This is a genomic window from Segatella copri (assembly GCF_009494395.1).
Lineage (GTDB): Bacteria > Bacteroidota > Bacteroidia > Bacteroidales > Bacteroidaceae > Prevotella.
In genome coordinates, this window is record NZ_VZCB01000094.1 from 1 (window position 1) to 24,372 (window position 24,372).

The 24,372-nt window shown below is 44.9% G+C and carries 19 protein-coding genes, 1 rRNA gene and 1 pseudogene; 15 read left to right on the forward strand and 6 right to left on the reverse strand.

From position 1 onward, the window contains the following. Window positions 1-181: 181 nt before the first annotated feature. The 9 genes and pseudogenes from rrf to priA all read left to right on the forward strand — a co-directional run bounded on the left by rrf (window position 182) and on the right by priA (window position 9,446). A 5S ribosomal RNA gene (rrf, locus tag F7D73_RS12685) occupies window positions 182-294 on the forward strand. Between the two features lie 371 nt (window positions 295-665). After that, the gene (locus tag F7D73_RS12690; protein WP_006848869.1) at window positions 666-887 is read left to right on the forward strand and encodes a DUF2795 domain-containing protein; all 222 of its coding nucleotides are present in this window, start codon (window positions 666-668) and stop codon (window positions 885-887) included. A gap of 85 nt (window positions 888-972) precedes the next feature. Then, complete coding sequence (locus tag F7D73_RS12695) at window positions 973-1,908, forward strand: PorP/SprF family type IX secretion system membrane protein (protein ID WP_437182323.1); 936 nt, start codon at window positions 973-975, stop codon at window positions 1,906-1,908. 43 nt (window positions 1,909-1,951) lie between these two features. After that, entirely contained in the window at window positions 1,952-3,412 is a 1,461-nt protein-coding gene (locus F7D73_RS12700; protein WP_194256920.1) for an SUMF1/EgtB/PvdO family nonheme iron enzyme, read from the forward strand. Between the two features lie 5 nt (window positions 3,413-3,417). Further along, window positions 3,418-4,143 carry a gliding motility protein GldL gene (gene gldL / locus F7D73_RS12705; RefSeq protein WP_153125246.1) on the forward strand — a complete coding sequence of 242 codons (726 nt, stop codon included), beginning with the start codon at window positions 3,418-3,420 and terminating at the stop codon, window positions 4,141-4,143. A 189-nt stretch (window positions 4,144-4,332) separates the two neighbouring features. Continuing rightward, window positions 4,333-5,229: pseudogene (gene gldM / locus F7D73_RS12710) on the forward strand (gliding motility protein GldM); the annotation flags it as partial. Between the two features lie 63 nt (window positions 5,230-5,292). After that, window positions 5,293-6,351, forward strand: coding sequence for a gliding motility protein GldN (gene gldN, locus F7D73_RS12715; RefSeq protein WP_153125250.1), 1,059 nt, complete (start codon window positions 5,293-5,295; stop codon window positions 6,349-6,351). Between the two features lie 50 nt (window positions 6,352-6,401). Beyond that, window positions 6,402-7,034 carry a porin family protein gene (locus F7D73_RS12720; protein WP_153125252.1) on the forward strand — a complete coding sequence of 211 codons (633 nt, stop codon included), beginning with the start codon at window positions 6,402-6,404 and terminating at the stop codon, window positions 7,032-7,034. Window positions 7,035-7,172: 138 nt separating this feature from the next. After that, window positions 7,173-9,446, forward strand: a complete 2,274-nt coding sequence (gene priA / locus F7D73_RS12725; protein WP_153125254.1) for a replication restart helicase PriA — start codon at window positions 7,173-7,175, stop codon at window positions 9,444-9,446. 83 nt (window positions 9,447-9,529) lie between these two features. Here priA and F7D73_RS12730 read toward each other — a convergent pair whose 3' ends face one another. Both F7D73_RS12730 and F7D73_RS12735 read right to left on the reverse strand, forming a co-directional pair. Further along, the gene (locus F7D73_RS12730) at window positions 9,530-11,110 is read right to left on the reverse strand and encodes an OmpP1/FadL family transporter (RefSeq protein ID WP_153125255.1); all 1,581 of its coding nucleotides are present in this window, start codon (window positions 11,108-11,110) and stop codon (window positions 9,530-9,532) included. 184 nt (window positions 11,111-11,294) lie between these two features. Beyond that, window positions 11,295-13,376 carry an HD family phosphohydrolase gene (locus tag F7D73_RS12735; RefSeq protein WP_153125257.1) on the reverse strand — a complete coding sequence of 694 codons (2,082 nt, stop codon included), beginning with the start codon at window positions 13,374-13,376 and terminating at the stop codon, window positions 11,295-11,297. Window positions 13,377-13,486: 110 nt separating this feature from the next. Between F7D73_RS12735 and gltX the strand changes: the two genes are divergently transcribed. Both gltX and F7D73_RS12745 read left to right on the forward strand, forming a co-directional pair. Beyond that, window positions 13,487-15,004: a glutamate--tRNA ligase gene (gene gltX / locus F7D73_RS12740; RefSeq protein WP_153125259.1), complete on the forward strand. Its 1,518-nt coding sequence runs from the start codon at window positions 13,487-13,489 to the stop codon at window positions 15,002-15,004. A 110-nt stretch (window positions 15,005-15,114) separates the two neighbouring features. After that, on the forward strand, window positions 15,115-16,386 hold the full coding sequence (locus F7D73_RS12745) for a 3-deoxy-D-manno-octulosonic acid transferase (protein ID WP_367383723.1): 1,272 nt from the start codon (window positions 15,115-15,117) through the stop codon (window positions 16,384-16,386). Window positions 16,387-16,485: 99 nt separating this feature from the next. Here the strand turns inward: F7D73_RS12745 and F7D73_RS12750 are convergent, their stop codons facing one another. The 4 genes from F7D73_RS12750 to F7D73_RS12765 all read right to left on the reverse strand — a co-directional run bounded on the left by F7D73_RS12750 (window position 16,486) and on the right by F7D73_RS12765 (window position 20,599). Further along, window positions 16,486-17,010: a nitroreductase family protein gene (locus F7D73_RS12750; protein WP_089543947.1), complete on the reverse strand. Its 525-nt coding sequence runs from the start codon at window positions 17,008-17,010 to the stop codon at window positions 16,486-16,488. Window positions 17,011-17,063: 53 nt separating this feature from the next. After that, complete coding sequence (locus F7D73_RS12755; protein WP_153125264.1) at window positions 17,064-18,266, reverse strand: MalY/PatB family protein; 1,203 nt, start codon at window positions 18,264-18,266, stop codon at window positions 17,064-17,066. A gap of 263 nt (window positions 18,267-18,529) precedes the next feature. Then, window positions 18,530-19,384: a DUF3737 family protein gene (locus F7D73_RS12760; protein WP_153125266.1), complete on the reverse strand. Its 855-nt coding sequence runs from the start codon at window positions 19,382-19,384 to the stop codon at window positions 18,530-18,532. Between the two features lie 222 nt (window positions 19,385-19,606). Then, the gene (locus F7D73_RS12765; protein WP_089543944.1) at window positions 19,607-20,599 is read right to left on the reverse strand and encodes a malate dehydrogenase; all 993 of its coding nucleotides are present in this window, start codon (window positions 20,597-20,599) and stop codon (window positions 19,607-19,609) included. A gap of 304 nt (window positions 20,600-20,903) precedes the next feature. On the opposite strand from F7D73_RS12765, the gene F7D73_RS12770 reads away from it, so the two are divergent. From F7D73_RS12770 to hpf, 4 genes are all read left to right on the forward strand, one after another. Further along, the gene (locus F7D73_RS12770; RefSeq protein WP_153125268.1) at window positions 20,904-22,691 is read left to right on the forward strand and encodes an aminopeptidase P family protein; all 1,788 of its coding nucleotides are present in this window, start codon (window positions 20,904-20,906) and stop codon (window positions 22,689-22,691) included. A gap of 138 nt (window positions 22,692-22,829) precedes the next feature. Then, complete coding sequence (gene rpsU, locus F7D73_RS12775) at window positions 22,830-23,021, forward strand: 30S ribosomal protein S21 (protein WP_006848852.1); 192 nt, start codon at window positions 22,830-22,832, stop codon at window positions 23,019-23,021. A gap of 83 nt (window positions 23,022-23,104) precedes the next feature. After that, a complete protein-coding gene (locus F7D73_RS12780) occupies window positions 23,105-23,986 on the forward strand; it encodes a tyrosine-type recombinase/integrase (protein ID WP_153125354.1) in 882 nt (293 codons plus the stop codon). Between the two features lie 23 nt (window positions 23,987-24,009). After that, the gene (hpf, locus tag F7D73_RS12785; RefSeq protein ID WP_153125270.1) at window positions 24,010-24,309 is read left to right on the forward strand and encodes a ribosome hibernation-promoting factor, HPF/YfiA family; all 300 of its coding nucleotides are present in this window, start codon (window positions 24,010-24,012) and stop codon (window positions 24,307-24,309) included. The last annotated feature ends 63 nt before the right edge of the window (window positions 24,310-24,372 follow it).

Here is a 24,372-nt window from a genome sequence, read left to right on the forward strand (position 1 = left end):
TGTAAAGACAGCGATGTCAAAGCCGAGCATTACTAATTGCCCGAACACTTTCTTTCAATAAGTTCATAGTTTCAACTGTATGAACAGTCTGAATGAGTGGTAGAAAAGATTAATCACTAATCACTACTCACTAATCATTTCTTATACGTTTGCTTGTGTGCAAATACGTCATAACCCATTATCAGGTGGTTATTGCGGTGAGGTCCCACCTCTTCCCATTCCGAACAGAGAAGTTAAGCTCACTTGCGCCGATGGTACTGCAATGCAATGCGGGAGAGTAGGTAGCCGCCTTCTTTCATCAAGAGCCTCAGATTTCGAAAGATTTCTGAGGCTTTTTTGTTTTCCCACTGCTTTTTCTTTTTCCCACTGATTTTTCTTCTGTTTTACCTTTTTATCTTTTTCCCACAGATTTCACAGATGCACACAGATTTTTCTTCTGCTTTACCTTTTTACCTTTTTCCTACAGATTTCACAGATGCCCACAGATTTTTATTCTTTGTTGATGAGAAGGATTTTGTGCGTAATCTTTTCTGCTTTTCTCTAGTATAATCTGTTTTCTTGGGATTTTATGTTCTTTTATGAAAAAAAATGAGAGAAAAACTTGTAGTTACAATATATTTTATTACTTTTGCAGCCAAATTCATAAAACGTTAAATAATTAAGCTATGTATTGGACACTTGAATTAGCTTCAAAGCTTGAAGATGCACCATGGCCTGCAACAAAAGAAGAGTTGATTGACTATGCAACTCGTTCTGGTGCGCCTCTGGAAGTTCTGGAGAATTTGCAGGAAATAGAGGACGAAGGGGATGTTTACGAAAGCATCGAAGACATCTGGCCTGATTATCCTTCAAAGGATGATTTCCTCTGGAATGACGACGAATATTAAAGTCGATGATAGGGCTGCTCTTTTCTTAGGGCAGCCTTTTTCATTTTTATATATAATAAAATCGTGTTTCTTCCGTTATTAGATTGTGTTTAAAAGATTTATCATATTATGTTTGGTGCTGGCGGATGCCCTGTGTTCCTGGGCGCAGTATGACCCTTCTTTCAGTCATTACTTCGACATGGAACCTTCCTTTAATCCGGCAGCAGTGGGTAAGCAGGCAAAACTGAACGTGACGGCTGCTTACGCTCTGGATATGGCAGGATTCGAACACAATCCCCGTACGATGTATGTGGCTGCGGATATGCCTCTTTATGCGCTGAAAAACTATCATGGCGTGGGAATCAACCTGATGAACGACCAGATTGGTCTTTTCACTCATCAGCGTCTTTCCTTGCAGTATTCTCTGAAGCGACCGCTCCTGGGGGGTATGCTGGGTATAGGATTGCAGGGTGGCATGATCAGCGAGAAGTTTGACGGTAGCAAGGTGGATGCCGGAGAGTCTGGTGACCCTGCTCTTGCCACCTCCGATGTTAATGGTAGTGGCATGGATTTGGGCGTAGGTCTTTATTATATGCGCGGACCTTGGTATGTGGGACTTTCAGCTCAACATCTGACTTCTCCCACCATCGAACTGGGAGAAACCAATGAAATGAAGATAGATGCCGTATATTATTTGACAGGTGGATACAATATTCAGTTGAGAAATCCGTTCTTAAAAATAAAATCGTCTATGTTGGTGAAGTATGACGGAACCACCTGGCGAGGAGATGTGACAGGCAGACTGGTCTACCAATATGACAAGAAGCTGCTGTATGGCGGTGCTACCTACAGTCCTGACCATTCTGTAACGCTTCTCTTGGGCGGTAGTTTTCATGGGGTAGTCCTTGGATATAGCTACGAATTCTATACCTCGTCTATAAGTGCCGGAAATGGCAGTCATGAACTCTTCATCGGTTATCAGACAGACATCAATCTGGTGAAAAAAGGAAAGAACAAACATATGAGTGTACGAATACTCTGACAAGAGTGGATATGCAGGAATAAATAATATAAGACTCATGAATATGAAAAAGAATATATTGCTTCTAGGTACATTGATTGCTGTCTTGACGCTGAGCAGTTGCTTCGGTGCCAAGTATACTTCAATGGCTGGCAGAGGCGGTGAGGTTGTTGGCGTTAGTGGTAAGAGTTTTGACGAGCCAGCCCCTTTTGGTATGGTAAAGGTGAACCGTGGCTTTCTGAAAATGGGTTTGGAAAGTCAGGATTCCCTATGGGGACAGAAGACTCCGAGAAAAGATGTATCTGTAGATGGATTCTGGATGGATGATACAGAAATCACCAATTCAGAATATAAGCAGTTTGTGGCTTATGTGAGAGACTCTATCCTTCGTACCCGTCTGGCTGATCCAGCCTACGGTGGTGATGAAACCTATATGATTACCGAGGATAAGAATGGTAATCCTGTTCCTCCAAGAGTAAACTGGAAGAAAATGTTGCCAAAGAAACCGAATGAGGATGAAATGCGAGCATACGAAAGTCTGTATGAAACCAATCCCGTGACCGGCGAAAAGCTGATAGACTGGCGACAGCTCAACTACAAATACGAAATCTACGACTATTCGGCAGCAGCCCTTCGCAGAAACCGTATCAATCCTAAGGAACGTAACCTGAACACGGATGTTACCGTGAATCCAGACGAAGTGGTGATGATTTCCAAGGATACTGCTTATATCGATGATGAAGGAAGAATCATCAGCGAAACCATCAACCGTCCGTTGAGCGGACCTTGGGATTTCCTGAATACCTATATCGTGAATGTCTATCCTGATACTACCTGTTGGGTAAACGACTTCCGCAATACGGAAAGCGAAATTTATCTGAGAAGTTATTTCAGTAATCCTGCCTATAATGACTATCCGGTCGTGGGCGTGACATGGGAACAGGCAAATGCCTTCTGTGCATGGCGTACCGATTATCTGCTGAAAGGTCTGGGACCGGAAGCCAGATTCGTACAGCGTTACCGTCTGCCTACTGAAGCAGAGTGGGAGTTTGCAGCAAGAGGCAAAAACCAGAGTGAATTCCCTTGGGACAATCAGGATGTGAAGAATGGAGACGGCTGTTACTATGCTAACTTCAAGCCAGACCGCGGTAACTATACCAAGGATGGAAATCTGATAACGAGTAAGGTAGGTATTTACTCTCCAAACTCAAACGGACTCTTCGATATGGCGGGAAACGTGGCAGAATGGACCAGTACCGTTTATACAGAGGCGGGTGTTGACGCCATGAACGACTTGAATCCGGAACTGAAATACAATGCAGCCAAGGAAGATCCTTACCGATTGAAAAAGAAGAGTGTGAGAGGAGGTTCATGGAAAGATCCTGAATCGTTTATCCGTTCGGCATGGCGCTCCTGGGAATATCAGAACCAGCCACGTTCGTATATCGGATTCCGTTGCGTAAGAAGTCTGGCTACTACATCGAGTGCCAAGCAGAAACCATCAAGAAATAAGAATAGGAGATAATCAAAATGGGTGACTATAGTAAATATAATATTGTCTATCGTCTGCAGAAGTGGATGGATAGCGTTCCGGGACAGACTTTCCTGAACTATGCATATAGTTGGGGTGCGAGTATCGTTATTGCTGGTACTCTCTTCACGTTGACGCATCTTCCCGGAGCCAAACTGATGATCTTCCTGGGAATGGGCACTGAGATTATCGTGTTCTTCCTGTCAGCTTTCGACCGTCCTTTCGATAAGACTGCTGAAGGTAGAGATCTTCCCACTCATGTGACGGAGGAATATCTGGAGGGCGATAAAGTAGAATACCAGGACAAGAATGTGGCAGCTTCTACCATAGGAGCGTCTTCTTCTCCAATTGCTGGTATTGCCAACCAGGCTTCCCAAATAGTTCAGACGGATGCCTTGGCAGAAATGCAGGTAGCTTCTGAGGAAATGCAGAAAGTGCAGAGCAGCTATGTGGATGAACTGAAGAATCTGGTAGATACCCTTGGCAAGGTTAATGAGCAGAGCTCCCGTCTGACTCGTGACAGCGAGGAGATTGAAAACCTGAACCGCACGCTTACCGGTATTACCAAGGTTTATGAGATGCAGTTGAAAAGTGCCAGTCAGCAGATTGGTACCATCGATCAGATCAATGAACAGACCCGGAAGATGGCTCAGCAGATAGAGCAACTGAACAGCATTTATGCACGTATGATTGCAGCGATGACCGCAAACTTAAAAGAAAAATAAATGGCAATAAAGAAAAGACCGATATCACCACGCCAGAAGATGATCAATCTAATGTATGTCGTCTTGATGGCTATGTTGGCACTGAATACTCCTACAGAAGAGGAACTCGGTGTCAAGGGAAAGTCGTTGATGGAGAAGGTGAAGAGAAGTTTGCTGGATGAGCCGAGAAAGGGCGACGAGAAGAAGAAGGATGTGAAACTCGTAGAACTGAATGTAAGCGAAATGGATGCCTTCGTGATTCCTGAAAAGACAACCCTGTATGCCGGTGAGCGTTTCAATTCACATGTGGTGATGGCGGCTGTGGATAGTACCCAGCGACCTGAAATTTATGTCAATGGCAGTCGGCTTCAGGCTGCTGATGGTAGATATAGCTTTACTGCTGGTGGGGTAGGAGAACACCGGTTTAGTGGTTATATCCTGATGAAAGGTAAGGATGGCGAGGAAATCCGTCGTAACTTCAGTCAGAAATATACCGTATTGCCTGTTCCTAATACAGCTACCGTTGCTGCCGACCTGATGAACGTGCTCTATGCAGGCTATGCCAATCCTATCAGTATCAGCGTTCCTGGTGTTCCGGCAAATGCCATTTCTGCAACCATGACAGGCGGTTCTTTCGTAGCTAAGGGCAATGGTCATTTCGTGGCTACACCTTCAGCGGTGGGTAAGGATGTTACCATCCATGTGACAGCCCGCGATAAGGGACAGGTGAGAAGTCTGCCTCCATTCGTTTTCCATGTAAGAAAACTTCCTGATCCAACCGCCTATATTGCGATGGGAACAGACAGATTCAAAGGTGGTGCCCTATCGAAAGGTGCTCTGATGGGTGCAACAACCATTCATGCTGCCATTGATGACGGACTTCTCGATATTCCATTCAAGGTGTTGGGTTTCGAGACCGTTTTCTTTGACAACATGGGAAATGCTATCCCGCTGGCTTCAGCCGGTTCCAACTTCTCTGACCGACAGCGCGAAGAGTTCAGAAAACTCTCCCGCAACCGAAGATTCTATATTTCGCATATCAAGGCTGTAGGTCCAGACGGAATTACCCGAAACCTGCCGGCTGCGATGGAAGTAATCGTCAGGTAAGTGAAGAATTCAAATGCTTTGCTAATCATAAAGTTCAAAGTTCAAATTTCAATGTTCAAAGTAATGAAAAAGATATTATTCATAATCATGCTCTTGGGAATGACGCAGGGTATTATAGCTCAGCCTCAGGCTCGCAGACAGCAGGCACAGCAGAAGGCTCAGCAGTCTAATGCCAACAACATGACTACCCGTGCGCAGATTTCCTTTCCTACTGCAGCCCCAATGGATGAGGATGTGGTATGGAGAAGAGATATCTACCGTGAGTTGGATCTCAATGAGGATGCCAATGCAGGATTGTATTATCCGGTAGAGCCAATTGGTAACCAGATGAATCTCTTTACATCAATATTCAGACTGATGATGACTGGCAAGATTAACGTCTATCAGTATCGTATGGATGGAAACGAGAGTTTTGCTGCTGCCGACCGTGTGCAGCCGTTGGCTTTCCTGGACAACTACCATATATATTATGAAAAGCAGAATAACGGTAGAATCAAGTTGGATAACAGTGATATTCCTTCCAGTGAGGTGAAAGCCTATTATATCAAGGAGTCTACCTATTACGACCAGCGCTCGGCTACTTTCCATACCAAGGTGCTGGCACTTTGTCCTATCATGACACGTGATGACGACTTCGGAGATGGTGGTACCAAGTATCCTCTCTTCTGGGTGAAATATGATGATCTGGCTCCTTTCCTTGCCAAGCAGCAGATGATGACCAGCAATCTGAACAATGCTGCGGTGATGAGCGTGGATGATTATTTTATACGTACCCAATATAAGGGAAAGATTTACAAGACCAATAATATGTTGGGTAAGACTTTGGCGCAATACTGTCCCAATGATTCTGCAATGACAAAGGAACAGAAGCGCATAGAAGCAGAATTGGCTGCTTTCGAAAAGAATGTATGGGGCAATCAGGCTAAGAAGGATTCACTCGACAGCATTGCCAATGCAGCCAATGCGGTGAAGGGAAAGGCTAAGGTGAAGAACCGTAGAGCTGGTGGCAGTTCTTCTGTGAGAGCTTCCAAGTCTGCTTCTGTCAAGACTCGCCGACCGAAGAGTAGTTCCTCTTCTTCCAATGGTTCTGCACGTGTAACGGTTCGTCGTGAACGCCATTAAAAATGAGGATAAGAATGTTTTTTATTAACAGAATAAATAAAAAAGAGAAAATGAAAAAAGTTTTATCAATTGTATTCCTGGTGGCAGCCATGCTGTTTGCCTCAAATGCCAATGCCCAAATCAAGTTTGGTTTGAAGGGTGGTTTGAATGTGACAAGCATGTCATTCAGCGAGGATGTATTCGATGCTTCCAACAAGACTGGCTTCTTTGTTGGTCCTATGGTGAAGGTTACTGTGCCTATCGTTGGATTGAGCTTCGATGCTGCAGCTTTGTACGACCAGAAAGAAGCTGATGTCAAGTATGCCGCAGAAGGTGAGCTTGGTAAGGTTAACGTGAAGCAGCAGTCTATCAACATTCCTGTGAACGTACGTTACGGATTCGGCTTGAGCAGCTTGGCTAATATATTCCTCTTTGCTGGTCCACAGTGGGGCATCAACGTGGGAGACAAGAACTTTAAGTGGAATGAGACAAGCAGCTATTCTTTGAAGAAGTCTAACTTCAGTGTAAACGTAGGTGCCGGTGTAACCTTGTTGAATCATCTTCAGGTTTCAGCAAACTACAACATCGCTTGCGGCAAGTCTGCTGATGCCAGTCTTTCTAAAGCACTTGATGCAGCAGCTAATGCCGGTAAGGACAAGAGCCACAACAATTCCTGGCAGATTGCCTTGGGTTACTGGTTCTAACCAAAGACAAGAAGAGGTCTATACCTATTAAAATATTTAAAAGCAGGTATCCAATGATGGATATCTGCTTTTTTTTTGCTAACTTTGCAAAACGAATGCTCCTAAGTGGAGCATCCCATCGTTTCAGAAGATAAAGATATGAGATACGTAGATGTGATATTACCCCTTCCGCTCGACGGAACCTTTACTTATTCTATCCCTGCAGGGATGGAAGAAAAGGTCGTGCCCGGTATGCGAGTGCTGGTGCCATTAGGCAAAAGCAAGAAGTATATTGCCATGGTTGCGGATGTTCATTCCGAGAAGCCCAACTTTGACTGCAAGCCGATAGATGCGGTGCTGGATGAATGTCCTTCTCTTCTGCCGCAGCAATACCGGCTCTGGCAATGGATCAGCAGTTACTATATGTCTTCACTGGGAGATGTATATAATGCTGCCATGCCTTCGGGAATGAAATCTACTGAGAAATTCAAGCCCAAGATGGAACTCTATGTGGAGCTGGCAAGTGGATTCCGGAATGAGCAGGCGCTCCATGTGGCTCTCAGTATGGTGCAGCGTGCGTTGAAGCAGTCGAAGGCTCTTACCACCTTCCTCACCCTTTCTCATTGGGATAGTCTGGAGGGAGATACTCCACGGGAAGGTATCAGGAAGGTAACGAAGGAAGAGCTGATGAATGAAGCCCACTGTACGGCGGCTGTCGTGAAGGCGCTTATCGACCGTGGCATTCTCTTTACTTACGAGTTGGAAGTGGGCAGATTGAATACTTCGGGTGAGGCGCATCTGGATTTGATCAAACCCTTATCCATGGCGCAGCAGGATGCCTATAATCAGATACTGATGCAGATGATGAAGAAAAACGTGGTACTTCTGCATGGAGTTACTTCCAGTGGAAAGACGGAAATCTACATCCATCTCATCAGAAAAGCCATCGAAGAGCACAAACAGGTGCTTTATCTGTTGCCGGAAATCGCCCTGACTGTACAGATTATGGAGCGACTGCACAAGGTCTTCGGTGACCGTCTGGGTATCTATCACTCTAAATACAGCGATGCTGAACGTGTGGAAATCTGGCAAAAGCAGTTGTCTGACCAGCCTTATGACGTGATATTGGGAGCGAGAAGTGCCGTCTTCCTGCCTTTCCAAAAGCTGGGACTTGTCATCATAGATGAAGAGCACGAGACATCCTTCAAGCAGCAAGATCCGGCTCCACGCTATCATGCCCGCAGTGCAGCCATCATGCTGGCTAATATGTATACTGACGCCAAGGTTCTGCTGGGAACAGCTACCCCTTCCATGGAGAGCTATTATAATGCGCAGCAGGGGAAATACGGACTGGTAGAACTGAAAACAAGATATAAGGACATCCAACTGCCAGAGATACAGGTGGTGGACGTGAAAGACCTGCGCCATCGCAAGATGATGACTGGAGCTTATTCTCCTCAACTTCTGGCGGCAGTAAGACAGGCATTGAAGAATGGAGAGCAAGCCATCCTCTTCCAAAACCGAAGGGGATTTGCACCGATGATAGAATGCAAGGTATGCGGATGGGTGCCTAAATGCAAGAACTGTGATGTATCGCTTACGTTGCATAAGAGTATTAATCTCCTGACCTGTCATTATTGCGGCTATACCTATCCCGTACCAACGGTATGTCCGAACTGTGGAAGTACCGAGTTGATGGGCAGGGGAATAGGAACGGAACGTATCGAAGACCAGATAGCAGAAATCTTCCCCGAAGCCCGGATTGCCCGTATGGACCTGGATACCACCCGTACCCGTAATGCCTATGAACGACTTATTGCTGAGTTTTCATCAGGCAAGACCAATCTTCTGATTGGTACTCAGATGATTTCAAAGGGGTTGGATTTTGATAAAGTGAGTGTGGTAGGTATCCTGAATGCAGATTCGATGCTCAACTATCCTGATTTCCGTGCTTACGAGCATGCTTTTATGATGATGGCACAGGTAAGTGGAAGAGCAGGAAGAAAGGGGAAGCGGGGGCTGGTAATCCTGCAAACCAAGAATCCTACCTTGCCGGTTATCGGACAGGTGGTGCATAATGATTACGAGGGATTGTTCAAGGGAATCCTGGAAGAGAGAAAGATGTTTCATTATCCACCTTTCTTCCATCTTATCAACGTGTTCCTGAAACATAAGCATGAAAAGGTATGTCAACAGGCTAGTTTTGAACTGGGCAAAACCTTAAGGGGATGGTTTGGCGAGCGTGTGCTAGGTCCGGATAAACCAGCTGTAGCAAGGGTAAAGACCATGAATATCCGCAAGTTGGTCATCAAGCTGGAGAATGGAATCGACCAGATGAAGGTCAGGGAATACCTGAAATATGCCCAGACCATGATGCTGAAAGATCCGAGATATGGAGCTTTGCAAATCTACTATGATGTAGATCCGCTATAATTGAAAAGGCTATCCTGCCTGATGCGGGATAGCCTTTATAATTGTAGTTATGTGTTTTCTTATGAAAAGAAAGTGAATTCTTTTTAGAAGTTGATGTCGAGACCAACTGCAAACACATTGTTGTTACGTGTATAGTCAGAGTTGTAGTTGAAGCTCTTCTGGGCAGTGAGCTGAACATTCTCTGAAGTCTTCTTGTGCTGATAGAAGGTATGGAAATAAGCCACGTTCAAATCCATCTTCTTATTGATGTGGTAGACACCACCGATGGCAGCAGAGTTGGAGCTGACAACGAACGACTTATCGTCCATGTATCTTTTTGAAGTTGGTGTGTCAAGGTTCTCATCAGGCAAACCATAGTTGGTATTCTGCCAGCCAGTACTCAAGGTAATCTTCTTGTTTACGTCTACCTCGACGCCTGCGTTGTACTCCAATGTACCACGCTTTAACTTCTCCTGTCGGTTGTTGTAAGATGTAGCGTGCTTGTCATCGAACCAGTGGAAACCTACGTTTACTCTTACTGTATTTACAGGACTGTAGCCTACACCGAGAGCCAGATAAGCAGGAATATCACCAGCAATCTTCTTGCCATCTTCGTATTCGCCGATAGCTCCCTCAAGCTTTGAATCAAACTGAGTCTTCAGCTGTCCCATTGCTCCCTGAATAACAGGATTAGACAGAATGGCATCTGCAGCCTGTTCTGGCACGCCACCTGCGATATAGGCATTGCGGAGGTTGTCTGGAAGGTTACCAATACTTGGTGTCTGGTTTACTGACTTATTCTTCAAACGAATGCGGGTCTTGAATTCATATTTGGCAGCAAAGTTCCATCTGCCAGTCTTGAAGTCGATACCGAGCATAGGAGTGAATCCCAAACCGCTCTGGTCACAGCTCAACTCAATGTTGGCAGCCTTTTCCTTGGTAGGGTCGAGTACCATATAGAGAGGCATATTGCCTACCTTGATATCTTCTACATATCCATAGTAGTTTGTTGAAGCATAGACGCCACGTACACCAGCGTATGCACTGAGGTGCTCGTTTATCTTGTAGGCTGCACCTAAAGAGAGGCCATAGTAGTACTGACGACCGTGCATATAACTATTGTAGCTATACTTGCCTTCCTTTCCAAAATACTTATCGCTAGAGAAAACTGCAGGTACGCCATATTGTGAAGCAACCTGGTCTACGGCACCAGCCAGCTGGCAAGCTGCAATAGCAGTCTCAGCAACAATCTTCTCGAAAGAGCCCAATCCATTATCAAAAGTACACTTACCGCCACCACCGGTGAGGGCGAAGCCAGCCTGGAGAGACCATCTACCTTTATTATAAGCATACTGGAAAGAAGGGATAACAGGTGCAAAAGCCTTGCCCTTGAATTCTCGTGGAGTAGTAGGATTGTTCACATTATTGGTGAACAATGCATAATCATTCTCAATGCTACGTGTCTGGTAAGCCAACTGCCAGTTGATGGCAAGATGCTTTCCTTCACCCATGAATACAACTCCTGCTGGATTGTAATAAACACCGTCGATACCAATAGAAGCCTCACGGCTCATCATTCTGTTGAATGCTACATGTTGATTGGTGTTAGTGAGCAAACCACCTGCAAAAGAAGGGGTTGCTGAAGCCATCGCAATGGCAAGACTAACTAATTTTAGTTTCTTCATTTTAATTATTTTAAATAAAAACGTCCGCAAAGGTAACAAGAATGTTCTATTTTACTGTCGTTTAGTGCGTTTATTTAAAGTATATTAACGCAAAAAGCCCATTAATCTGCACAGAAGTTAATTTGTGTGCAAAATAATGGGCTCATAGTTGCCATTTTGGGGGGATAGCCTTACATGGCGTTTTCTATGCCTTGGCTGTTGTTGCACTCTTGGCATCTCCATTTAAATGAGGATAGGAGATGCGAGTGTGGTAAATAGCCTTCAAACGTTCGATAAGAACCTGTTTGGCAAGGGCTATATCACGGAATGTAATCGGACATTCCTTGAAGAAACCATCAGCTACCTGACCATCAATCAACTTGTTCACCAGGTTGCTGATGCTTTCCTCGGTATATTCATTCATTGAACGGGAGGCAGCTTCTACAGTATCTGCCATCATCAATATCGCCTGTTCACGGGTGAAAGGGTTAGGACCCGGATACTGGAACAGGGATTTATCAACCACCTCTGTAGGATGGGCATTGCAATAGTTGACATAGAAGAATTTGGTGATTCCCGTGCCATGATGCGTAGTAATGAAGTCTTTGATGATGCCCGGTAAGCCAACCTTCTCTGCCATCTTCAAGCCTTCGTATACGTGATTGATGATGATTTGTGCACTTTCCAAGTCACTCAGCTGGTCGTGTGGATTTACGCCAGCCTGATTTTCGGTAAAGAAAACCGGGTTGGTCATTTTTCCGATATCGTGATAGAGGGCTCCTGTACGTACCAGCAGGCTGTTTGCCTCGATGCGGTTGGCGATTTCTGCAGCCAGGTTACCTACGGTGATGGAATGCTGGAAGGTACCCGGTGCTATCTCACTCAGATTGCGGAGCAGTCCCTTGTTGGTGTTTGACAACTCGAAGAGCGTCACGTTGGAGGTGAATCCGAACATCTTTTCGATGATATACATCAGCGGGTAAGACAACAGGAGGAAAATACCGTTGATGGTAAAATAGGTGTACATATTGCGATCGATATTGAACACCTGATTATCCTGCATCAGCTGAAGTGCAAAGTATACCACGCCACTGGCAAGGGCAACCAGCAAGGCTGTGATGAATATCTGGGAACGCTTGGACAGTTCGCGTAACGTATAGATGGCAACCAGACCGGAAGCCAACTGTACGATGATAAACTCGTACTGGTATTTTACGGCTGCCGCACAGATAAGTATCATCGTGACATGGGTGATGAATGCCGTACGTGAATCCATGAAGACGCGCACGAATATCGGTGTCATGGCAAATGGGATGATATAAACGCTGAAGAAGTTATGACTCATGATGAGTGAAACAAAAATAGGAAACAGCGTTATCATCGCATAGAGCATGGTGATACTGCGGGGCTTGTCGAAATAGTCTTTTCGGAACAGGCTGAGGTAGCTGGTGAACATGATGACCAGGATGAAGACGAAAAGAATCTGACCGATGATGGTTGTCGTGATTTCGTCTGCTGTAGAACTGCGGCGCTTCATCTCTTTGTCAAAAGAACAAAGCACACGGTAGGTGTTGTCGGTAATCACTTCACCACGGTCTATGATTTTCTGACCGCTCATCACCATGCCACTGGCGAGCGGAATACTGCTGAGCATATCATTCTTCTCGGTTTCACTTCGTTCTTTGTCGTAAACGAGGTTTGCCTCAATATAATTATTAAGGTTGCAGCGTGACAGAATCTGGCGCTGGGCGGCTATCCTTTCGTCGAAGAATATTCGCTCGTAGGCAGCAATGGTAGAATAGAAACTGCCGATAGGGACGCTACGGACATTCTTTCCGCTGATGATGCGAATCATGCTCGTGGAGTCTTTATAGATACGGTTGTATTCCGGGGTATTGATGATTCCGGTTTGATAGATTTTGTGCAGCTGCTGGGCTATGACCTCAACATACTCTTTAGGCAGTCCGGGAATGCCCTGGCTGAAGTCGTGTCGGAACCGGTGCACCTGTACATTTTCCGTATTAGGATTGACGGTATAATAAGGCAGGAACTGTTTCAGCAAAGAGTCTTGCTCATGCTTGATAGATTCATCTGTCTTGTAAATAGGAAAATCAAATTTTGCGATGACGGAACCGTACATCCAAGGCTTTCCTACATCATACCGATACTGTCGTCCTTCATTGTGTGGCAAGAACCAAACAATGATGGCAACGGTTACGCAGATAAGAACTGCTTTTGTGGCAAAATTACGCCAATAATTGTGTTCTGGGTTGTTGAATATGCTCATTTTCGTCTAATTATTCTATTTACAGTGCGAAAATACGAAAAAAAACTATTATAATCGCAAAAAAAGATGTAAATTTGCAGAAAAATTTGAAATAAGCTATAAAATAAGACATGACAGATAGAAAAGTAAGGGTGCGTTTCGCCCCAAGTCCTACAGGTGCATTGCACATTGGTGGTGTTCGTACCGCCCTCTATAATTATTTGTTTGCTCGCCAGCATGGTGGCGAGCTCGTGTTCAGAATTGAGGATACAGACTCTCATCGTTTCGTTCCTGGAGCTGAGGAATACATCCTGGAATCTTTCAAGTGGCTCGGCATCCAGTTTGACGAGGGTGTGAGCTTCGGTGGTGAGCATGGTCCTTATCGCCAGAGTGAGCGTCGCGACATCTATAAGAAGTATGTGCAGCAGCTCCTGGACAACGGCAAGGCTTACATCGCTTTTGATACTCCAGAGGAGTTGGAGGCTAAGCGTGCCGAGATTCAGAACTTCCAGTATGATGCTCATACCCGTATGCAGATGCGCAACTCTCTTACCCTTTCCAAGGAGGAGGTAGATCAGCTCATCGCAGATGGTAAGCAATATACTGTACGCTTCAAGATTGAACCGGGTCAGGAGATTCACGTGAACGATATGATTCGTGGCGATGTGAAGGTGATGAGCGATATCCTGGATGACAAGGTGCTTTATAAGAGTGCTGATGAATTGCCTACTTATCACCTGGCAAATATCGTGGACGACCACTTGATGGAAATCTCTCACGTGATTCGTGGTGAGGAGTGGTTGCCTAGTGCTCCATTGCACGTTCTCCTTTATCAGGCTTTCGGTTGGGAGGATACTATGCCTCGCTTCGCCCACCTGCCTTTGCTCCTCAAGCCAGAGGGTAAGGGTAAGCTCTCTAAGCGTGATGGCGATCGCCTTGGTTTCCCTGTATTCCCATTGGAGTGGCATGACCCTAAGACGGGTGAGGTTTCTTCTGGTTATCGTGAGAGTGGCTACTTCCCAGAGGCTGTAGTCAACTTCCTGGCGCTCCTAGGCTGGAATCCTGGTACAGAGCAGGAAATCTTCTCTCTCGATGAGTTGGTGAAGGCATTCGATATCTCCCGTTGCTCTAAGGCTGGCGCCAAGTTTGACTTCAAGAAGGGCATCTGGTTCAACCATGAGTATATCCTCATGAAGAGTGATGATGAGATTGCCAATCTCTTTGCACCTATTGTGGCAAACAATGGTGTAGAGGAGACTTTGGACCGCGTAAAGCAGGTGGTACACATGATGAAGGACCGTGTGAACTTCGTCTATGAGTTGTGGCCATTGTGCTCATTCTTCTTCATTCCTCCTACAGAGTATGATGCAAAGACAGTCAAGAAGCGCTGGAAGGAGTATTCTGCACAGCAGATGACCGAACTCGCTGAGGTACTCGAGGGTATTGAGGACTTCTCAATCGAGGGTCAGGAGCCTATCGTGATGAAATGGGTAGAGGACAAGGGCTATAAGCTCGGTGATGTGATGAACGCCTTCCGCCTGACTCTTGTTGGTGAGGGTAAGGGCCCTGGAATGTTCGACATCTCTGCCTTCCTCGGTAAGGAGGAGACATTGCGTCGTCTTCGCAAGGCTATCGAAGTTTTGGGTTAATTCACAGATATAAATATCTCTCTGGGGAAATATGTTCTGCACATGTGGCGGCATTTTCCTCAGAGAGTTCACGTATTTATAGATAGTAACCAATATAAAGAAATATCATGATCTATAATATCGTAATCTATTTCGTCCTTTGGGGCATAGCCATAGCCAGCTTGTTTAATGAAAAGGTGCGCAAGATGTGGCGTGGCGAACGTGAGGCTTTCAAGATATTGAAGCAGAAGGTGGATCCTACAGCTAAGTACATTTGGTTTCATGCAGCTTCGCTCGGCGAGTTTGAACAGGGACGTCCTTTGATGGAACGCATCCGCAAGGAATATCCGCAGTATAAGATTTTGCTTACCTTCTATTCTCCTTCTGGTTATGAGGTGCGCAAGAACTATGAGGGTGCAGACATCATCTGTTATATGCCAGTAGATACCCGTCTGAATGCCATTCGTTTCCTCCGCCTTGTACGTCCTGTGATGGCTTTCTTCATCAAGTATGAGTTCTGGTCTAATTTCCTTCATATCCTGAAGCATCGCAATATTCCTACCTATAGTGTGAGCAGTATTTTCCGTGAGGATCAGGTGTTCTTCAAGTGGTATGGCAGAAGTTATGCTGGTGTGTTGAAGTGCTTTACCCGTTTCTTTGTTCAGAATGAGGAAAGCAAGCGATTGCTTGAAAGCATCGGAATCACTGATGTGGATGTGGTAGGAGATACCCGTTTCGACCGTGTTCTCCAGATAAAGGAGGCGGCAAAGCATTTGCCTATCTGCGAAGCTTTCAGAAGTGGGGTGGCTGGTTCTGATTCTGCTGCGTCTTCTGAGAAAGCATCTCATCCAGACTATAAGGTCTTCGTGGCAGGTAGTTCATGGCCTCCTGATGAGGAAATCTTTATCCGTTTCTTCAATGAGCATAAGGACTGGCGACTGCTGATTGCACCTCATGTGATTGCCGAGGAGCATCTGAAACTGATTCTCTCCTTGCTGAAGAATAAGAAGGTGGTGCGCTATACGCAGACTACTCCTGAGGAGGCAGCCAAGGCTGATGTGCTGATTATCGATTGCTTCGGATTGCTGAGCAGCATGTATAACTATGGTGATGTGGCTTATATCGGCGGTGGATTTGGTGTGGGTATTCATAATACCCTGGAGGCTGCCGTATGGAATATGCCGGTAATCTTCGGTCCAAACAACAAAAAGTTCCAGGAGGCTCAGGGCTTGCTGAAATCGGGTGGAGGTTTTGAAATCAATACCTATGAGGACTTCGATGGACTGATGAGTTCCATGATGAACGATGAGGCTTTCCTGAAGCAGGCAGGCGATAAGGCTGGAGCCTTCGTGGCTCATTTGGCTGGAGCTACAGATAAGGTATTGGCAAGTGTAAAGTTGTAATAGCTTCATTATATACATATACAAGAAAAGGTCTCATGAATACTTTCCTTCATGAGACCTTTTTATATATATATGTTTCATAAACCAGGCGGTGTACCTTTATTTGATGATGCGATAGTAATCCTCCTTGCGAGGCTTCACGGTGTGAGGATGTGCAGAAGCATAACCCAATGCCAGGGCTCCGACGCCCATCAATCCCTCTGGCAGATTCCAGTCCTTCATCAACTTCTTGCCTTCTTCTGAAGCGAACATACCGTCTTCACGGTTGATCCAGCAGGAAGAAAGACCGATAGAGTGGGCTGCAAGCATCATATTGCCCAAGATGAGGCTGCCGTCTTTTACTCCGTTCACATTACTTTCTGGAGCCAGGACGATGACGATGGTTGGCGCTCCGTAGTAAGGATCGCTCTCTACACCCATGATGTCTGCGTTCATCTTGCGAAGCTGGGCGCAAATCTCAGGATTCTGAACGGCAATGATGAAAGGCTCCTGGGTTCCATGACCTGTAGCTGCCCATGTGCCGGCTTCCAATACCGTCTTCAACTCTTCGTCGGTAATCTGATCTGCCTTGAAGCGACGAATACTTCTTCTCTCCTTAATGGCTTTCAAAACTTCATTTTCCATCTTATCTTGTTTTAAACATTTTATTTAGAAATCTTTTCTCTTTCTTCTCTCTTTTATGCAGGGCATCCGCTTAAATCTTCTTCATCCATATACTGGCTGAGAACGCGTGCGATGCGAATCAATCCCTGCATTAGGATCTTGCGAGGACAGGCGATGTTGAGGCGCAGGTAGCCCTGGCCAGCCTTTCTGCCATACATCGTACCACTGTTGACGAATACCTTGCCATCATTCATCAGCTTCTCATAAGCCTCGTCGCTTGACAGTTCGAATGGCAGGATATCGAGCCATACCAGGTAGGTGCCTTCAAGGCGGGTAACGCGAACTTGTGGCAATTCGGTATTGAAGAATTCCTTTACTGCCTGATAGTTCTCGTAGAGATATTGGTTCAATTCATCCAACCATTCTTCTCCCTCATTGTAAGCTGCCTGGAGAGCGATAACGCCGAATGGGTTTACGTCACAAACCTCGTTGATGTTGATGGCACGGTTGATGCGGCGGCGCAATGTTGCATCCGGACAGATAATGTTGGCTATCTGAAGGCCTGCAATATTGAATGACTTAGATGGAGAATTCAATACTACGCAGTTGTCACGGCAAGCCTCGCTGATGCTGGCAAATGGAGTATACTGATAGCCTGGCATGATGAGCTCGCAATGGATTTCATCTGCGATGACCTTTACACCGTGCTTGAGACAGATGTCGTTCATTCGCTCCAGTTCCTCTTTCTTCCAGACTCTTCCGGCTGGATTGTGAGGATTGCAGAGGATGAAGGCTGTGGTCTTCTCATCGGCACATTTGCGCTCGAAGTCTTCGAAATCTATCTCATAAGTGCAGTTGCCCACACGTTTCAGTTCGTTTTCTACTACTTCGCAGCCGCTGTTTGTAATGCAGGAGAAGAAACAGTTGTATACTGGAGTCTGTACCAGCACCTTCTCTCCAGGCATGCAGATGGCTTTCAAACAGCAAGAAATGGCTGGTACAACGCCTGAAGTATAGAGAATCCAGTCTTTCTCAATGTTCCACTGGTGGCGGCGGGAGAACCAGCTGATGATAGCCTCGTAATAAGAATCTGGTACGAGGGTATAGCCGAAGATGCCGTGAGCTACGCGCTTCTGAAGAGCTTCGATGATGCAGGGAGCAGTCTGGAAATCCATATCTGCTACCCACATCGGAATAACGCCGTCTTCCTTCACCAAATCCCATTTGTATGAGTTGGTTCCACGACGTTTGATGATTTCATCAAAATTGTATTTCATATTTGTTTTCTATCTATGTTATTTCTTCTATTTATATAGGATAAATCTCTTATTTATATAGGATCATTCTCTTTTTCTCCTAATTGAAATCTTCGTTCATCGACGTTGAATGTACGTTCATCGACGCTGAATGTACATTCAACGTCGTTGAACCGCCGTTCAGCGTCGATGAACGGAGATTTCAGTTAAGTGTAAGAATAATTAGTTATGGGAACAATAAGTAATTTACTTGATTGTTGTCATTTCTGTAATTACCTCTTAAACTATTTCGATTTATCTGTGATTTTACATGCACCCTTTGGCGCTTTGGCAAACTCAGTATATGTTACGCTTCCCACTTCGTCTGCCTCGATTCTTCCGGAGATAGGGTTCTTGATATTGGTGATACTTCCCTTAATCTGTGCATCGATGTTGGTGCAATCCTCGAAGGCACGGTCGCATTCCTTATCAAAGGTGCAATCCTCCAGAGTTACATGGTCCATGTAGCAGAGAGGCTGCTCGCCGCTGATGTGGCAACGTACGAACTTGATGTTCTTGCTGTGCCAGGCCAGATACTCACCATTCAGTTCCGAATCATAGACGGTTACATTCTCGCATTCCCAGAAACTGTCCTTGGTTGTAATCTTTGCGTTGTGAATCTCCACATTTCTGCAGTATTGGAATACATATTTAGAGTCGCTCTCAAGTCCGTCTACATAGATATTCTTGGAGAACATGAATGGATAAGTTCCATCGTGGAGTTTTACGTTCTTCAGTTTCAAGCCATCTACCTTCCAGAAAGTCTCATCAGCATCTGTGATGTTTACGTTTTCCAATTCCAGGTTCTTCATTTCGCGGAAGAACTTAGGACCATCGATGGTGCAGTCTTTCATCACCATATTATCACTATACCAGATGGCCGAACGGCTTTCTGGGGCGAAGTAGCAGTCTGTGATGAGGGAACCATCCACATGCCACCAAGGGTATTTGCCATAAAACTTGGAATGGTGGCATTCTATGTTCTTGCAGCACTTGATGCCAGACTCGCCATCTGTAATCGTGATGTCCTCCAGACGTACATCGTGAGCACCGAAGAGAGGGCGCTCGCCTCCGAATGATTTGTTCTTTATCTGTTCCATACTTTTCTATTATCCTTTCTTATTTGTAATTTCTGTGTGCAAAATTACAAAAATAATGCCAAAGTCGTATAACCCGATTTACAGAAAAGTGTAACTTTATGGCGTATTTGTGGATAAAGTGGCTGAAGGCAGGAAAAATGGAAATCAAAAAAGGCTGAATCATGAAGCATTTTCACGATTCAGCCCTTATCGAGTTAACTTCTAAAAATCCGAAGCGGAGAATTACAAGTTAGGGTTCATCTCTTTCCACTCAGCTACTGGAGGAACGATGCCGAGCTCTACGATCTCATCGCGCATCTTGCAAAGGTGCTCGTAAGACTTCTGGAGGCTAGCGAGCTCTTCCTCAGTACCTGTAGGCTCTGTGAAGTGAACACCAGTCTTGTCGATAGTAGTAGGCATAGCCATCATTACGTTCTTGAAACCGAGCTTGTCGTGGTTTACATAGCAACCTGCTGGCAATGTGAACTTCTCACCACCCATAGCAGCCTCGATCATCTTAACTGCGTTGTAAGCTGGGCTCTGGAATGAAGAACGACCACGGAGCTTGATGATGTTAGAACCACCCTGTACTGTGTGGTGCTTGATCTCTTCCCAACGCTCGTCAGAAAGACCCATCTCTGCCAATGGCTTGCCGTCAACCTTAACCTGAGAAGCGAATACAGCCATCTGCTCGCCGTGACCACCGTAAGTGTGAGCGCCAGTAACCTTATCCTGCTGTACACCGAACTCGAGGGCCAAAGCCTGCTGCAGACGAGTAGAATCGAGAGCTGCGAGTGATGTCAACTGGTTTGGCTTCAAACCTGAGTGGATAAGTGCTGTAAGAGCTGTAACGTCAGCTGGGTTGAAGATAACAACTACGTGCTCAACCTCTGGGCAGTACTTCTTGATATTGTCACCGAACTCAGCAGCAATCTTGCAGTTACCCTTGAGAAGGTCCTCACGAGTCATACCCTCCTTACGAGGAGCACCACCAGAAGAGATAATGTACTTAGCACCAGTGAAAGCTTCCTCTGGATTTACTGTATAAGTAACGTTAACACCAGGGAATGCGCACTGCTGAATCTCATCGAAAACACCGTGAACACCTGGCTCGAAGATGTCGTAGAGACAAATATTAGGAGTAAGACCGAGCATCAAAGCGCTCTGAACCATGTTTGAACCAATCATACCGCCTGCACCGACGATAACGAGCTTGTCATTTGTTAAAAATTCCATAACTACAATATTTTATTTAAGATGTTTATAAATTTCTTGCTTACTGAGTTGCAATGTGTTGCAACTTTTGTTTTGCTGGATTGTCATCAGATAAAAAGACCGTAAATCTCGCTCTTTTGGCTTTCCGACCGCAAAATTACTAAAAAGTAATGTAAAACGTGCATTTATTTCCGCTTAAATTTGTGATTAATTCTTAAAATTCGTATCTTTGTAATCTCTAATTAGCAAAATACTATATTTTCTTCTCTTTCCAGAGAGGAATGGTAGTAATAAACGAAATGTATAATTATAATAATGTGTGCCGATGAATATGATTAATCAAAGATTGGAAAGTTTAAGGGAGGTTATGAAGCGTGAGCATCTTGCTGCGTTCATTTTTCCTAGTACTGATGCTCATCAAAGTGAGTATGTTGCTGACCATTGGATGGGTAGGGCTTGGATATCAGGCTTTGATGGTTCTGCAGGAACAGCAGTCGTGACCATGCATTCTGCTGCGTTGTGGACAGACTCCCGCTATTTTCTTGCTGCTGAGGAACAGTTGAAAGGTACTGAGTTTCAGTTGATGAAATTGAAAATTCCGGGAACTCTTTCGATTGCAGAATGGCTGGGGAAGGAGCTGCAGGATGTAGACTCTCCAGAAGTGGGTCTGGACGGATGGGTTAATTCCTATACCTCAACTTCAGGATTGATTGCTGATTTGCGTAAAGCAGGCGGCATCACGGTTCGTACCAATTTTGATCCGTTGGAGGAAATTTGGAAAGATCGTCCTTCCATTCCTTTGAAACCTGTAGAAATTCAGCCAATGGAATTTGCTGGTGAGGATGTTCCTTCTAAGATTAAGCGTATCAGACTGGCTTTAAGAGCTCAGCATGCTGATGGCATGTTGGTTTCTGCCCTGGATGATATCGCCTGGACTCTGAATCTGCGTGGTACTGATGTGCATTGCGTCCCTGTGTTTGTCAGCTATCTCCTGATAGCTTCGGACAAGGTGTCACTTTTTGTTGATGAAGCTAAAGTCAGCTCCGAGATACGTGCATATCTGGAATCCAACGGTGTCTCTATATATAAATGTAATAAGGTGGAAGAGGGGCTGAAGGCTTATTCTGAATATAATATTCTCCTGGATGGTAACGAAACCAGTTATTATCTTTGGAAAGCAGTAAGATGTCAGGAGATAGTTCAAGCTTCTTCCCCAATACCGGCAATGAAGGCTGTGAAGAATGAGGCCGAGATAGCCGGATATCGTAGTGCGATGTTGAAAGACGGTGTGGCGATGGTGAAATTCCTCAAATGGCTGCTTCCGGCTGTTGAGGCTGGAGGGGAAACCGAAATCTCAATCGATAAGAAGTTGACTGCTTTGCGTGCAGAACAGAAATTGTTCCGTGATATCTCATTTGACACAATTGCTGGATATCAGGCTCATGGAGCTATCGTTCATTATGAGGCAACGCCGGAAACTGATATTCCTTTGAAGCCGGAGGGATTGCTGCTCCTTGATTCAGGTGCACAATATCAGGATGGCACTACTGATATTACCCGTACCATTGCTCTGGGGCCGATTACCGAGGAAATGAAACACATCTATACGTTGGTACTGAAGGCTCATATACAGTTGGAATTGGCTAAATTCCCTGATGGCGCTTCCGGTACTCAACTCGATGCTTTGGGACGAGAGTGCATGTGGAGAGAAGGATTCAATTTCCTGCATGGTACAGGTCACGGTGTTGGATCCTATCTGAGCGTGCATGAAGGACCTCACCAAATCCGAATGGAGTATATGCCGACTCCATTACGTGCCGGCATGACTTTGACGGATGAACCAGGACTCTATCTGGCGGGAAAGTTTGGAGTACGTATCGAAAACACAGTCTTGCTTTCCGGTTATATGAAAACGGAATTCGGTAAGTTCTTACAGATAGAACCTCTAACCCTTTGTCCGATAGATACAGCACCAATTGATTTGACAATGCTCATGCCGGAAGAGCTGGCTTGGCTCAATGAATATCATGCTAAGGTGTATGCAGAATTGGCTCCTTATCTTGATGAAGAGGAGAAAAAATGGCTAGAAAATGCCACAAAAGCCATAAAATGAAGGCGTTAAAACAAAAAAAACGTCTAAATTCTTGGTTATCTGAAAAATAAGATGTAATTTTGCACCCGCAAATTGTGGCATCATGCCCATTACGCAAGAAATAATATAAGTTTAACATTATAAATTAAAAGCAAAAAAATGATTATTGTACCAGTTAAGGACGGTGAGAACATCGAGAGAGCTCTCAAGAAGTTTAAGAGAAAGTTTGAAAAGACAGGTGTTGTTAAGGAATTGCGTGCTCGTCAGCAGTACGACAAGCCATCTGTTTTGAAGCGTCTCAAGATGGAACACGCCATTTACGTACAGCAGTTGCGCGCAAACGAGGAATAATAGTAAAAAATCCTCAAAAAATTTGGTAGTTTGAATTAATTTTCGTAACTTCGTTGCCGAATAACAGAATGAGCAACGTTATGCTGAATATTGACAAGTTCTTAGAATACTTAGAGTGCGAACTGAATAGGTCGCAAAGGACAGTAGAAAGCTATCGGGATGATTTGAAACACTTCGAGAAGTTTGCTAGGGACTTGTCTGATTCCTTCTCTTGGGAAACCGTTGATGCTGATCTCGTCCGTAACTGGATGGCTCAGATGATTGACGAGGGAAATAAGGCTACTTCAGTCTGTAGAAGACTGAGTGCTTTGAAGACTTTTTATCGTTTTGCCTTGTCGAGGCATTATGTGGAAAGTGATCCTGTTTATCAAGTCCAAGGGCCGAAAAAAGAAAAACCTCTGCCGCAATTCTTGAAAGAGAGTGAGTTGGAGGATTTGCTGGATAAGCAACAGTGGGGGACTGATTATAATAGTGTACGTGCGCGTACCTTAATTATAACGTTCTATGAAACTGGGATGCGAGTCTCGGAACTGGTTGGCTTGAATGATGAGGATGTCAACTTTCTGAATAAAGAGTTGAAGGTCACGGGAAAGGGAAATAAGCAGCGTGTCATTCCGTTTGGTGACGAGCTTTGTGAAACTTTACAAGGATATATAAGGCTAAGGAATCTTAGCTTGGAGCGAAAGTCGGATGCTTTGTTCCTTTCTAGAAAGGGGACGAGGATGAGTACTGCAAATGTTCGCTCTATTGTGAAGGAAAACCTCTCGAGGGTCTGCTCGTTGAAAAAGAAAAGTCCACATGTCTTGAGACATACGTTTGCTACGGCAATGTTGAATCATCATGTTGGTATTGAAAGTTTGAAAAAACTGTTGGGACATGCCAAGCTCTCTACTACGGAGATTTATACGCATACAACGTTCGAACAGTTAAAGCGAGTTTATAATGAAGCCCATCCAAGGGCATAACCTTTTAAAAATTGGAGGTCACTATGGAAATTAAGATTCAGTCGATTCATTTCGACGCTACTGAGAAGTTACAGGCGTTTATCGAAAAGAAAATCGCCAAGTTGGAGAAAACTTATGAAGATATACAGAAAGTAGAGGTGCAATTAAAGGTCGTAAAACCTGCTACTGCCCTTAACAAGGAAGTTCATCTCGATGTTGCAGTCCCAGGAACCCAGTTGTTCGTGGAGAAGACATGCGATACTTTTGAGGAGGGAGTTGACCAGGCAGTGGATTCTATGAAGGTTCAATTGACCAAATTTAAAGAAAAAACAAGGAATCGATAAAAAAAACACGAAAAAATTTTGTGGATTCAAAAAATAGTTGTATCTTTGCAGCCGTTTTCCGAT

Excerpts from the sequence above, each read along its gene's own strand:
- F7D73_RS12690 (WP_006848869.1), top strand. The coding sequence starts at position 666 with ATGTATTGGACACTTGAATTAGCTTCAAAGCTTGAAGATGCACCATGG.
- F7D73_RS12700 (WP_194256920.1), top strand. The coding sequence starts at position 1,952 with ATGAAAAAGAATATATTGCTTCTAGGTACATTGATTGCTGTCTTGACG.
- gldL (WP_153125246.1), top strand. The coding sequence starts at position 3,418 with ATGGGTGACTATAGTAAATATAATATTGTCTATCGTCTGCAGAAGTGG.
- gldN (WP_153125250.1), top strand. The coding sequence starts at position 5,293 with ATGAAAAAGATATTATTCATAATCATGCTCTTGGGAATGACGCAGGGT.
- F7D73_RS12720 (WP_153125252.1), top strand. The coding sequence starts at position 6,402 with ATGAAAAAAGTTTTATCAATTGTATTCCTGGTGGCAGCCATGCTGTTT.
- priA (WP_153125254.1), top strand. The coding sequence starts at position 7,173 with ATGAGATACGTAGATGTGATATTACCCCTTCCGCTCGACGGAACCTTT.
- F7D73_RS12730 (WP_153125255.1), bottom strand. The coding sequence starts at position 11,110 with ATGAAGAAACTAAAATTAGTTAGTCTTGCCATTGCGATGGCTTCAGCA.
- F7D73_RS12735 (WP_153125257.1), bottom strand. The coding sequence starts at position 13,376 with ATGAGCATATTCAACAACCCAGAACACAATTATTGGCGTAATTTTGCC.
- gltX (WP_153125259.1), top strand. The coding sequence starts at position 13,487 with ATGACAGATAGAAAAGTAAGGGTGCGTTTCGCCCCAAGTCCTACAGGT.
- F7D73_RS12750 (WP_089543947.1), bottom strand. The coding sequence starts at position 17,010 with ATGGAAAATGAAGTTTTGAAAGCCATTAAGGAGAGAAGAAGTATTCGT.
- F7D73_RS12755 (WP_153125264.1), bottom strand. The coding sequence starts at position 18,266 with ATGAAATACAATTTTGATGAAATCATCAAACGTCGTGGAACCAACTCA.
- F7D73_RS12760 (WP_153125266.1), bottom strand. The coding sequence starts at position 19,384 with ATGGAACAGATAAAGAACAAATCATTCGGAGGCGAGCGCCCTCTCTTC.
- F7D73_RS12765 (WP_089543944.1), bottom strand. The coding sequence starts at position 20,599 with ATGGAATTTTTAACAAATGACAAGCTCGTTATCGTCGGTGCAGGCGGT.
- F7D73_RS12770 (WP_153125268.1), top strand. The coding sequence starts at position 20,904 with ATGAATATGATTAATCAAAGATTGGAAAGTTTAAGGGAGGTTATGAAG.
- rpsU (WP_006848852.1), top strand. The coding sequence starts at position 22,830 with ATGATTATTGTACCAGTTAAGGACGGTGAGAACATCGAGAGAGCTCTC.
- hpf (WP_153125270.1), top strand. The coding sequence starts at position 24,010 with ATGGAAATTAAGATTCAGTCGATTCATTTCGACGCTACTGAGAAGTTA.